This is a genomic window from Gilvibacter sp. CC01 (assembly GCF_055755295.1).
Genome location: NZ_CM146909.1, coordinates 2,749,020 through 2,760,431 on the forward strand (window position 1 = coordinate 2,749,020; position 11,412 = coordinate 2,760,431).

11 protein-coding genes are annotated in these 11,412 nt (G+C 43.3%); 4 read left to right on the forward strand and 7 right to left on the reverse strand.

What is annotated here, in order from left to right; all coding sequences use genetic code 11:
* The first annotated feature begins 65 nt into the window (after positions 1-65).
* Both AC0J2F_RS12990 and AC0J2F_RS12995 read left to right on the forward strand, forming a co-directional pair.
* On the forward strand, positions 66-1,019 hold the full coding sequence (locus AC0J2F_RS12990; RefSeq protein ID WP_473008016.1) for a PhoH family protein: 954 nt from the start codon (positions 66-68) through the stop codon (positions 1,017-1,019).
* 1 nt (position 1,020) lies between these two features.
* The gene (locus AC0J2F_RS12995) at positions 1,021-1,971 is read left to right on the forward strand and encodes a phosphoribosylaminoimidazolesuccinocarboxamide synthase (RefSeq protein WP_473008017.1); all 951 of its coding nucleotides are present in this window, start codon (positions 1,021-1,023) and stop codon (positions 1,969-1,971) included.
* Here the strand turns inward: AC0J2F_RS12995 and AC0J2F_RS13000 are convergent.
* A complete protein-coding gene (locus tag AC0J2F_RS13000; protein ID WP_473008018.1) occupies positions 1,968-2,339 on the reverse strand; it encodes a DUF1304 domain-containing protein in 372 nt (123 codons plus the stop codon). The two genes, AC0J2F_RS12995 and AC0J2F_RS13000, sit on opposite strands and share 4 nt — an antisense overlap.
* Before the next feature lies 1 nt (position 2,340).
* Positions 2,341-3,606, reverse strand: a complete 1,266-nt coding sequence (locus tag AC0J2F_RS13005; RefSeq protein ID WP_473008019.1) for an acyloxyacyl hydrolase — start codon at positions 3,604-3,606, stop codon at positions 2,341-2,343.
* 112 nt (positions 3,607-3,718) lie between these two features.
* Here AC0J2F_RS13005 and AC0J2F_RS13010 point away from each other — a divergent pair, with 112 nt between their 5' ends.
* The gene (locus AC0J2F_RS13010; RefSeq protein WP_473008020.1) at positions 3,719-5,089 is read left to right on the forward strand and encodes an alanine/glycine:cation symporter family protein; all 1,371 of its coding nucleotides are present in this window, start codon (positions 3,719-3,721) and stop codon (positions 5,087-5,089) included.
* Here AC0J2F_RS13010 and AC0J2F_RS13015 read toward each other — a convergent pair.
* From AC0J2F_RS13015 to AC0J2F_RS13035, 5 genes are all read right to left on the reverse strand, one after another.
* The gene (locus AC0J2F_RS13015) at positions 5,086-5,964 is read right to left on the reverse strand and encodes a hypothetical protein (protein WP_473008021.1); all 879 of its coding nucleotides are present in this window, start codon (positions 5,962-5,964) and stop codon (positions 5,086-5,088) included. The genes AC0J2F_RS13010 and AC0J2F_RS13015 overlap by 4 nt on opposite strands.
* A 52-nt stretch (positions 5,965-6,016) precedes the next feature.
* Entirely contained in the window at positions 6,017-6,823 is an 807-nt protein-coding gene (locus tag AC0J2F_RS13020) for an MBOAT family O-acyltransferase (protein ID WP_473008022.1), read from the reverse strand.
* Between the two features lie 21 nt (positions 6,824-6,844).
* Positions 6,845-7,447: an MBOAT family O-acyltransferase gene (locus tag AC0J2F_RS13025; RefSeq protein ID WP_473008023.1), complete on the reverse strand. Its 603-nt coding sequence runs from the start codon at positions 7,445-7,447 to the stop codon at positions 6,845-6,847.
* A gap of 222 nt (positions 7,448-7,669) precedes the next feature.
* Positions 7,670-9,046, reverse strand: coding sequence for a hypothetical protein (locus AC0J2F_RS13030; RefSeq protein WP_473008024.1), 1,377 nt, complete (start codon positions 9,044-9,046; stop codon positions 7,670-7,672).
* A 154-nt stretch (positions 9,047-9,200) separates the two neighbouring features.
* Positions 9,201-10,286 (reverse strand): M42 family metallopeptidase, encoded by a 1,086-nt coding sequence (locus AC0J2F_RS13035; RefSeq protein ID WP_473008025.1) that lies wholly within the window; start codon positions 10,284-10,286, stop codon positions 9,201-9,203.
* A gap of 98 nt (positions 10,287-10,384) precedes the next feature.
* Between AC0J2F_RS13035 and AC0J2F_RS13040 the strand changes: the two genes are divergently transcribed.
* Positions 10,385-11,077 carry a DUF4294 domain-containing protein gene (locus AC0J2F_RS13040; RefSeq protein WP_473008026.1) on the forward strand — a complete coding sequence of 231 codons (693 nt, stop codon included), beginning with the start codon at positions 10,385-10,387 and terminating at the stop codon, positions 11,075-11,077.
* Positions 11,078-11,412: the final 335 nt, after the last annotated feature.

The window sequence follows — 11,412 nt, forward strand, 5'->3', positions numbered from 1 at the left end:
CTACTTTTGTTTCAAACAAAACTAAGTATTTCTAAGTTTATTGCAATCTTAAAAACACCTCGCTTTTGAACGAGCTCATTATTGAAATCACCGAGATCAATCCTCGGGAATTATTTGGCCAACACAACGCCAATATCGAACTGCTAAAAAAATACTTTCCAAAGTTAAAGATCGTAGCACGCGGCAGTAAAATCAAAGTTTACGGAGACGAAGAACTCTTGGAAGAGTTTGATATGAGATTCAACATGATCTTGGAGCAATTCGGCAAGTATAACAAGTTAGACGAGAACGTCATAGAACGCGTACTGACCAGTGCAAGTCGTGCCGATTATGAGACCGATCAAAGCAGTGGTGAGGTTATCGTACACGGCGTAAACGGTAGGTTGATCAAACCTCAGACGGTCAACCAACGCAAGCTGGTCGAGACCATGCGCAAGAACGATATGGTATTTGCCATAGGCCCTGCTGGTACCGGTAAAACCTATACGGGAGTAGCTCTAGCTGTAAAAGCATTGAAAGATAAAGAAGTACGTAGAATTATCTTGACACGCCCGGCAGTTGAGGCAGGAGAGAACCTCGGATTCTTACCAGGAGATCTTAAAGAAAAGCTCGATCCGTATATGCAGCCTTTATACGATGCGCTACGCGATATGATCCCGGCAGAAAAATTGGCATCTCATATAGAAAAAGGAGTTATTCAGATCGCTCCTATGGCTTTTATGCGCGGTCGTACCTTAGACAATGCCTTTGTCATTTTAGATGAGGCGCAGAATACCACCCATGCACAAATGAAAATGTTCTTAACTCGTATGGGCAAGAACGCCAAGTTCATGATCACCGGAGACCCGGGCCAAATTGACCTGCCACGTCGTGTGATCTCAGGACTTAAAGAAGCTTTATTGGTACTTAAGGATATTAATGGAGTCGGAATAGTACATTTGGACGATAAGGATGTGATTCGTCACCGTTTGGTGAAAAAGGTGATCGCCGCTTATAACGAAATTGAAAATCGCAACTGAAATGAAGGGAACACTGATGTCCACTGATTTTAACTTCCCTGGGCAAAAACAGGTTTACCGGGGGAAGGTAAGAGAGGTTTATACTTTAGATAACGATATGCTACTCATGGTAGCTACTGACAGATTAAGTGCTTTCGATGTTGTTATGCCTAAGGGCATTCCTTATAAAGGCCAAATTCTAAATCAGATCGCCACACAAATGATGCGTGATACCGAAGATTTAGTTCCCAATTGGCTCTTAGCTACTCCAGACCCTAATGTGGCTATAGGAAAGGCTTGTGAGCCTTTTAAAGTTGAAATGGTAATTAGAGGTTATATGAGTGGACATGCTGCTCGTGAATACAAAGCTGGTAAGCGCTTGCTTTGTGGTGTACCTATGCCAGAAGGGATGCAGGAGAACGATAAGTTTCCAGAGCCGATAATTACTCCGGCTACCAAGGCAGAAAAAGGGGATCATGACGAGGACATCTCCAGAGAAGATATTATTAAGCGCGGAATCGTATCAGAAGCAGATTACTCAGTGCTAGAAGATTATACCCGAAAGCTATTTCAGCGCGGTACAGAACTAGCAGCCAAGCGCGGTTTGATTCTGGTTGATACCAAATACGAATTTGGTAAGACAAAAACTGGAGAGATCGTTCTTATAGACGAGATACACACTCCGGATTCTTCGCGTTATTTTTATGCGGATGGATACCAAGAGCGCCAAGCCAAGGGGGAGAAGCAGAAACAACTTTCCAAAGAGTTTGTGCGACAATGGTTAATTGCCAACGGTTTTCAAGGTCTGGAAGGGCAGACAGTTCCTCAAATGAGCGATGAATATATCGAGAGTGTATCGGAGCGTTATATTGAACTTTTTGAGCACATTACAGGAACTTCTTTTGAGCGTGCTGATATTTCCGACATTGAGCAACGCATAGAAACGAACGTACTTAACTACTTGAAGACTTAGAGGTAAACCTTAAGGAGTTGCAGCACTATGCCTATTAAGGCCGGGACGCCCTGTACATAAAAGATCTTTTTACTAACTGTCGCAGCGCCGTATATAGCCGCAATTAATACGCAAGCCAAAAAGAAATGGGACACCTTGGTTGCCCAAAGCGGATCTGTAATAAAAAGCGACCAAATTAAACCGGCTGCTAGAAAACCATTATATAACCCCTGATTGGCTGCCATACTTTTGGTTGGTTTGAACAGTTCCTTTTTAAAGCCGCGAAAAACCTGCGGGCCACGGGTTTCCCAGGCAAACATTTCAAAGTACATGAAGTAGAGGTGTAAGAGCGCCACCAGAACTACGGTGATCTTTATTGCGATATCCATATTATTTGGATTTATTGGGTTTCCATTGGTAAACATAGCCAATGCTGAATTCTGTAAAATCTGCCTGTCCCAGATTAGCACTTAGGTGTGCTCCCAAGAAGACATTGTGCTTTGGAGCTTTTTCATTCCCGATCAGATAGTATTTAAGACCTAGCCGTGAAGAAATGAGCTTCTTTATCTCGTATTTGGTGTCAAATTCACCGAGCATCCACCAAGTAGGAACCTCGCGAGGGGTGTTGTCCCAGCCTTCGTTCAATCGCCAGTCTATTTGATATCCGGGTTTGTGGAGGTTTAGGCCCAGTTGCAAGTCCAGCCCAATGTGATTCAGCAGAAATTCTCCATTAAAGGTAATGGCAAAATTACTGCCATAACGCCAGGGGTCTTCTTTAAAATAGTCAAATTCGCGCCCGTCTTGCACCAGAGATTCATTGTTTCTGATGTAATCGTAATAATGCTGATACAGTCTGTAAGCAAAGCCAAGCCCCAATTTAAAAGTATTGTTGTAAACCCGTCCAAATTCGCCAGCGACTGTATATACTGGTCTTTGGTCGTTGATGGCCAAGGCTAAGACATTAAAGCCTTGCCCGTAGCGCAGGCTAAAATAATTAAGTCGACTGCCTTGGTAATTAGGTAGGCTACCTTCTGGTAAAACTTCAAACTCTTCTTCGTGAAAGGACACAGACAAACTCGCCAAAAACGAGTTGTAACCCTGATTCAGTAAACGAGTGTGTCCGTTTGAGTGATGCGCATAATTAATGCCCACTCGCCAATCGCTGTTTTGGGTCTGTAAAAACCGATAGTAGAATGCCGTTCTAAAAGCCCAAGTGAGATCTGTGGTGGTGACTTGGTTGTTCGGATTGTTGATCGCATCAAAGCCTTCTGTGTGATAAGAACCTCCCAGACCTACTAAGGCGCTGAGCTTTTCTTTCTTAAAAATGTTGAAATGAATATAAGGTATTACCGAAATGGCTAAGCCCAAACTATCTCGGTTCCCAAAGTTGGTTAAACCCAGAGAAAGGCCTGTTACGGGAGCTTTTAACCGCTGGGCCCATTGCTGCAGATTGTTGGCATTGTCCATCCCAAAATTCATTACCACTTGATATTGCAGCCCTGTATCTGGGAAATTGCTGTTAGACTCAAAGGTTTGGCCTAAGAGTATTTCTGGATTAAGTACGCGAGCATTTGTGCGCCAGTTGTTTTGGGATTCTTGGGCGTGAACAGCCAAAGTAAACAGGAATAAAAATAGGATAGCCCCTACGTACCTCATAGTCATAGCTTAGTTAGCGAAGTCAAAATAGGGCAAGTTTTGCAATTGACAAAATATGCTCGAGGTCAAAAATAATAATGGTATTTTAGGCCATTAATTAGTTCTGCACACTATGGAAGTACTCGATAAGATCGTCGCCGATTTTGCCTCATTTGTCTGGGGTTTACCACTTTTAATATTAATTATTGGAGGCGGATTGTATTTATTGATCCGTTCGCGATTTCTTCCTTTTAGATATTTAGGACATGCCATCAATGTGCTCCGAGGAAAGTACGACGATCCTGACGACCCTGGGCAGATCAATCATTTCGAAGCCCTTACCACTGCGCTGTCGGCTACCGTGGGAATGGGAAATATAGCTGGAGTAGCAGTCGCTATTGCTCTGGGTGGCCCCGGAGCTGTTTTTTGGATGTGGGTCTCTGCTGTGGTGGGTATGTCTACCAAGTTCTTTACTGCAACCTTAGCAATTCTTTATCGCGGAAAGGACAGTGCTGGAGAAGTGCAAGGTGGTCCTATGTATTTTATAGAGGAAGGCTTGGGTAAGAAATGGAAGTTTCTGGCTGTTTTCTTTAGTATGGCTGGAATGATAGGAGCCTTACCTGTCTTTAATGTGAATCAACTTACGCAGGCCATTAACGATATACTGTTGGTGCCAAACAACATCGAAGTGGGTCTACAATCCAACCTGATCATAGGCCTTATTCTGGTAGGTATTACCACTGTGGTTATAGTTGGGCAGCTGTCGCGAATCAGTAAGACAGCAGCAAAGTTGGTTCCGTCAATGGTCATGCTGTACTTTATAGCAGTACTTTACATCTTAGGAGTGAATTTCGATCAAGTTCCAAAGTATATAAGCCTTATTATTACAGACGCCTTTAGTGCCGACCTCTATTCTGGCGAACCGCTCTTTGGAGGTTTGGTAGGAGGGCTGATCCTTTTGGGGATAAGGCGTGGTGCTTTCTCTAACGAAGCCGGTATAGGTACAGCACCTATGGCCCACGGAGCAGCAAAGACCAGCGAGCCAACTCGAGAAGGACTCGTAGCCATGTTAGGGCCAGCTATAGATACGCTTATCGTTTGTACGTTAACGGCACTAGCCATATTGGTTACCGGAGTTTGGGAAACCACAAATGCCAATGGAGTGTCGCTTACGGCCTCAGCCTTTGAGTCTAGTTTGCCAGGTATAGGAAGCTATGTGCTTTTAGTTTGCATCGCTGTGTTCAGTATATCTTCTTTGTTCTCGTACTCTTACTACGGTAGTAAGTGTATGAGTTATCTCTTTGGAGCTCATAATAAAAGGTACTACAACATCTTCTATATCGGAAGTATTATTCTAGGAGCAACTACCTCGCTGAGTTTAATGATCAACTTAATTGATGGTGTATTTGCTTTAATGGCCATACCGACTATGTTGGCAACGCTAATCATGGCGCCAAGGGTACTTAAAGAAGCCCGCAGGTATTTTAAGCAATTGAAATCTTAGTTGGCCTTGAGCAGACTGTCGAGTTGTTTGCTGAATTTCTCTGCCCCATCAGGATTGAGGTGATTGCCGTTTCTAAAGTCGGTCACCTTGTATCGCGAGTCAGTTTCGGCTATCAGCAGCTTTAAGTTTGGATATTGTGCTGGGAATATCGCTAAGATACTATCACGTCGGCGCAGCACAGCTGCATCACGTTTGTAGTTATAGTTAGTAAATGTAGGAGGCGAAATGATAACTACCTCTAGACCGCGTTGGTGGCAAAATTCCAACATCTCCTTAAAATAAGCAGCATTGTATTTGAGGATTACTGCGGATTCTCTTCTGCTGATGTTTATTGGATCTTTCATAATTGTATCCAGATCAAATCCCAAGCGTTTAAAGCGTCCGTCGTAATTGCCTGTATCGAATCCGAAGCGATTAAAAGTAGGCATACTGTCACGAACAAATTTATCAAAGAGTTGGGTGGTGAAAAATCCAGGGTGAGACATATACAAAAGGCTGTCTGTGGGATATACAGCGCGCTCAAAAGTATTTATGCCATAGTATTTCAGAAAAACGGGATTTTTCCAATAGTACTTGGTGTTATGCGGAATCTCAAAATGGCCGTAAGAGACCTCGAACACCACAGTCTTTAAAGCTGGAAGTCTGTCTACCAAGCCTTTTAAGAGTTGAAAATCTGAGTTATGGTGTTGCGCGCTAGAACTTATGTTGAGGGTTCTCTTTTCAATGTGCTCCGGGTTCACGCTGTTCTTTATCTGAGAAGACCCAAAGATAGCTACCTTAATTTGAGCGCTTTCGCTTTCCAATTGCTCACCAACCAAACTATAAGTACTAGGGATAGTACCAACAAGCAGTTCCAAAGCTATGGCTATAAGCACTACTGGGGTTAAAAAAAGTGCTAGCCTTTTTAGAAACCGCAGTTGTACGGGGCTAAAATTGGAAGTATATGAACTCTTCTTTTGGTCCGGCATAGCGTAATATAAAGAATATAAACAGATAGTATACTGCCCATCGAGCTACTCGCCCGGTTTTGGCTTCTAGCTTTACAAACGGATGGTCTTGATCTCTTGTAAAGTATTCCATTAAGATCAGCAGTGGAATAAAGAGCACCCGATAACCGATCTCAAAGGAGAAGGGCTCCGAATGTACTCCCTCTAGAATACGCCCGATGATATAAAAGGCCATATCTAGATTTTCAGATCTAAAAAAGATACAGGAGGTCATAATGAGCGCAAAGATGTAGATCACCGTTAACCCTAAAGGCATTTTGGTGAGGTAATAATTGATGTTGACCACCTTGCCCTTAATTTTGATAGGAATACGCTCTATAGAAATGGTCAAGGCCTGAAACAACCCAAAAACGATAAAGGTCCAATTTGCGCCGTGCCATAGTCCAATGAGTCCCATAGACACAAAGAGCGCTCCGGTGCGAACCACATAATTCTTGCTGTTCTTTGCAAGAGGGCCGTTAACATAGTCTGTAAACCATTTGGTCAAGGTAATGTGCCAACGTTGCCAAAACTCTGCAACCGACCTTGATAAATACGGAATGTTGAAGTTTTTGCTCAGTCTAAAGCCAAACAACCTAGCCGTTCCAATGGCAATGTCGGAATAGCCGGCAAAATTACAGTATATCTGGAAAAAGAATAGGGCAGAGGCGTAAAGCAGCGATAAACTCCCGTGATCTTCAGGGCTGGCGTAAATAGTATTTACCACCACAGCGGCATTGTCTGCCACGACTACTTTTTTGAACAATCCTCAGAGTATCTGGCGCAGCCCGTCTTTGGCCAATTCCAGATCGAACTTGCGCTCCTTGTCGAACTGTGGCAAAAGATTACGCGCCCGCTCTATGGACCCTGCTACCAATTGCGGAAAAAAGCTAACAAAGCACAAAAAGTTAAGTAGATTGGTGCTGGGTTTAAAACGACCGCGGTACACATCTATACTATAACTCAAGGTCTGAAAGGTGTAAAAGCTCAGTCCTACAGGCAATATAACTCGCAAGGAGCTGAATACGTAGTCTTCTGTGTTTAAAGCGAAAAGCTCAGAAAAGCCTGCTATGAAGAAGTTGTAATATTTAAAGAGAAAAAGCACCCCCAGATTCCAGAGCACACTAAAGGCCAAGATGCTGTTCTTGCGGAATTGATCTTTAGCCTTCGGGAGGTAGATCCCAACGTAAAAGTCTACTAAGGAGCTAGCAAAGATCAGCGAGAGAAAACGCCAATCCCACATGCCGTAAAAAATATAACTGGCAACTAAGAGTACAACATTCTGACGCTTGAAATGCTGCCTACCCACCGCCCAATACACCAAAAAGGCGATTGGAAGAAACAGACCAAAACTGAATGAATTAAATAGCAAGGGCTACTACAATTTAAGGCAAAGATAAAAAAAATGAGGCCCTGGACTAATCCTTAAATAAAGAAGGAAAAGCCCTTTTTATTTAATTAAGACTAATAAAAAAACCCAAGCAAGAAACTTGGGTTTTTAGTATGGTAAATATAGAAATTAATCGTTGTCTATGGTAATAGCGTCAATTCCTATCTCATCGCGAGAACCGCTTCCTGAAACATCGTCAGTGCTTCATCTGATATACAAATAATCACCATTTGCCAGAGTAATACCACCTAAAGCACCGAGAAGAGAGATGCCTGAGCGATTCTCAGAGATGAAACCTTCTCCTGCCGCAGCAGCTTCAACAGTTGCAAAATCTGCCGCAGGTATGTCCGTATACGAAACACCATCCGCAGAAACTGAAAGAGTCAATGAATTCGATCGGGCCTGGTCGTTGTTAGACCAAATGGTATAACTCACAAACAGCTGATCTTTATCACCACCAGAGGTGTTCTGGTATCGATACTCGATAAATCCTGGTGTAAAGTCGCTACCGCCTGGTTGGATACCTAAAAATCGGTTGCTTGTTGCGCTTAGTTCGAAAGCGTGGATCCCGCCTGTACCCACACCGCCATCAACATCAAGACCACGGGCACCATCTCCGCTTGTGGGAGTGCCTCCGTAGGCCAAGGTGCTATCTGAAGCTCCGTCATAACGAAAGAAGTCAGAGTCTAGTTGTCCAGCTGCAGGGCTTGGCGCAAAGCCAGATCCATCAATGGTTTGGAATCCTTCGGCAACACGGAAAAAACAATCGTTGTCAGATTGGAAGGTTCCTGTCAACATACCAAAGGCAGAATCAAAGCTCCAAGTTCCGGTCACACCTTCACAGCCAAAGGCACTGGCCGCGCGATAAGCGCCTTCCCAGTTCAAGCCAGGTACACTTCCTGCACCTTCTAGCTTTGCTGTATTAAGAACTGTGCCGCTATTAGTAGCAAAAGATTGGGCTTCTTTAGCTTCGTTACCGGTAGGCGATCCGTAGTTGTTACCACCAAGAAGGATCTGTGTGGTAAGATTCGTCGCATTCCCATAACCGTCAGGGAAGACAACATTAAAGGTCTGAGTCACACCTGTCCCAAGTGTTGGGTGGGTACCACAGTCAACACAAACATAGGTTCCTGTAAGACTTAAAGGTACAGAACCACCTTTATGAGCTACTACAAGAATATCCGATTCCTTATCTCCAAAAAGAGCGTTGGTCACAACAAGATTGTCACCAGTAGTGTCCACCGTAAAGTCAAAGCTCATTTTATCGTTGTAGAAATGCAGGTTTTCAATCGCGCTACCAACATCCACAGTTTCTTCTGCAGTAAGGGTGTATTCTTCACCGTTAGTTAGTGTAAGGGTGGCCTTTGCCACTGTGTTCATAGAATTCACTGACGGAAACTCAATGCTAACTGTAGCTCGAGTCTCAGAATCCATAGTAGTAAATACTCCAGAATAATTGGTCACTATAGCTTCAGAAAGACTGGCTTTAGTATTGGCTTCTTGACTTTCAACAGCAATTTGATCTTCGCTACAAGAGGATAACAATAATGCAGCAAAGAAGGGTAATAATAGTTTTTTCATGAGGTTAATTTTTCTTTGGTTAAAAGTACACGTATTCACAAGTTTAACCAAGGGCTTTACAATTCGATAATCAACAATTTATGAATAAATTATATTCAATAAAAAACCCGGGAACTTAGCCCGGGCTTTTCAATAGTACAGATTCATAAAACCATTAATCAAAATAGCTGAAGCTCTCGCCATCTTTGATCTTAAGTACAGATTCATAAATTAGTTTAATGACATTTTCCACATCTTCTCGGTGTACCATCTCAACGGTGGTGTGCATATATCTTAACGGTAAAGAGATAAGGGCAGAGGCAACCCCGCTATTGCTATAGGCAAAGGCGTCGGTGTCTGTACCTGTGGCTCTAGACAGTGCAGATCGTTGGAACGGAATGTCATGTTCTTCTGCAGCTTCTATGATCAAGTCGCGCAACTTTTGCTGCACAGCCGGAGCATAAGCGATCACTGGACCTTCACCGATCTTCTGATGCCCTTGCTTTTTCTTATCGATCATTGGGGTGGTGGTGTCGTGAGTCACATCGGTCACAATGGCTACATTGGGTTGAATACGCTCAGCGATCATCTGAGCTCCGCGCAAACCAATTTCTTCCTGAACCGAATTGGTAACATACAGTCCGAAAGCTAATTTCTTTTTGTTCTCTTTAATAAGGCGGGCAACCTCGGCCACCATAAAACCACCCATGCGGTTGTCTAAAGCACGGCAAACAAATTTGTCCTTATTCAATACATGGAACTCATCTGGGTAGGTGATCACACATCCAACGTGCACACCCATCTTTTCCACTTCCTTTTTGTCTTTGGCTCCAATGTCAATAAAGATGTTTTCCGGTTTCGGCGCTTCTTCTTTAGCCCGATTGCGAGTGTGTATAGCAGGCCAACCAAATACACCCTTTACGATTCCTTTTTTTGTATGGATGTTCACCACCTTAGAAGGCGCTATCTGGTGGTCGCTTCCTCCATTGCGAATCACGTATAATAAACCGTTGTCCGTAATATAATTGACATACCAAGAGATCTCATCAGCATGCCCTTCTATAACAACCTTGTAGGGAGCATCAGGATTGATCACTCCAACCGCAGACCCGTAAGTGTCTGTAATAAAGGTATCAACATAAGGTTTTAGGTACTCCATCCAGAGTTTTTGACCGTCCCACTCGTATCCTGTGGGGGCCGCATTATTGAGGTAGGCCTCCAAAAAGGCCATAGATTTTTTGTTTAATATGGATTTTGCCATGGTGGTTAAAATTTAAGTACTCAAATTTACGAATTTATACTAGGCCTATTGGAGTGGCTTTTATTAATTTTGGAATGGTTTTAGCAGCATAGCCATTGATGAAAAAGAACTTACTCCTATATATATGTATTGCTCTGTTGGCTTACAGTGCTAATACTCAGGCGCAGGACGAGCGGGAAAACGCTACTATAGAAATAGATAGTACGGAACGCTTCTTCTATTTTGTAGAAGGGGACACCATCCCCAGAGAGTTTATAGATCTTGATGAGGTAGTGTTGCTCAATAAGCTCGAGTTCAATTCTAAAGAAGATCGCAGACGCTATTTGATCCTCAGACGTAAAACCCGCAAAGTGTATCCCTATGCCAAGCTCGCTTCTGAACGTTTGACCTCTTTGCAGCAGCGCTTAGACAGTATAGAAGATAAGAGCCAGCGCAAGAAATACACCAAGCGCATTCAGAAATATATAGAAGGTGAGTTTTCAGATCGCCTCAAGAAGCTCACCCGGACCGAAGGGCAGATTCTGGTCAAACTCATATACAGACAAACCGGCCGCACGGCTTTTGATCTGGTCAAAGAACTTCGCACCGGCTGGCGTGCCTTTTGGTACAACACCACGGCGAGTATGTTCGATATTTCGCTCAAAGAAGAATACAAACCTTTTGAGATCAAAGAGGATTATCTGATAGAGGACATCTTGGAGCGATCATTCCAAGCCAATCTGCTAGAGCGTCAAAAGCCTGCCTTCGACATTGATTTTCTGGACCTTACCGATCATTGGGACAACCAATAGTTGTTAATAACTCCACAAATTTTATTTTGTCAGTCTTCGTAGAGGTTGTATCTTAGTATTTCGCCTCTAGCCGTACCTGGCTTTGTGCGATCATCGTTCTTAAATGTATTATGGGGTTACCGCGCCACGCTACTACTGGGCTTGCAGCCTGTAGCAGCCGTTTTGCGGTCGGGCGTTACGCTGCAATTCCTCGGTTCACCTTTGGTGTACCTGTGGGATTTTCGCTACACTCCCTAACCCAGAAAATCCTAAACCGTAACAAATCAAGGTGTTAGAAAGTGTTTAAAAAAAACTTCTATTTTTTTTTGATTTTGGTTTGGTTTAAAGAAAAACGG

Bases quoted from the DNA above. Each gene is read 5' to 3' on its own strand.
- AC0J2F_RS13040 (WP_473008026.1), top strand. From the start codon at position 10,385: ATGAAAAAGAACTTACTCCTATATATATGTATTGCTCTGTTGGCTTAC.
- AC0J2F_RS13030 (WP_473008024.1), bottom strand. From the start codon at position 9,046: ATGAAAAAACTATTATTACCCTTCTTTGCTGCATTATTGTTATCCTCT.
- AC0J2F_RS13000 (WP_473008018.1), bottom strand. From the start codon at position 2,339: ATGGATATCGCAATAAAGATCACCGTAGTTCTGGTGGCGCTCTTACAC.
- AC0J2F_RS12995 (WP_473008017.1), top strand. From the start codon at position 1,021: ATGAAGGGAACACTGATGTCCACTGATTTTAACTTCCCTGGGCAAAAA.
- AC0J2F_RS13035 (WP_473008025.1), bottom strand. From the start codon at position 10,286: ATGGCAAAATCCATATTAAACAAAAAATCTATGGCCTTTTTGGAGGCC.
- AC0J2F_RS13010 (WP_473008020.1), top strand. From the start codon at position 3,719: ATGGAAGTACTCGATAAGATCGTCGCCGATTTTGCCTCATTTGTCTGG.
- AC0J2F_RS13005 (WP_473008019.1), bottom strand. From the start codon at position 3,606: ATGAGGTACGTAGGGGCTATCCTATTTTTATTCCTGTTTACTTTGGCT.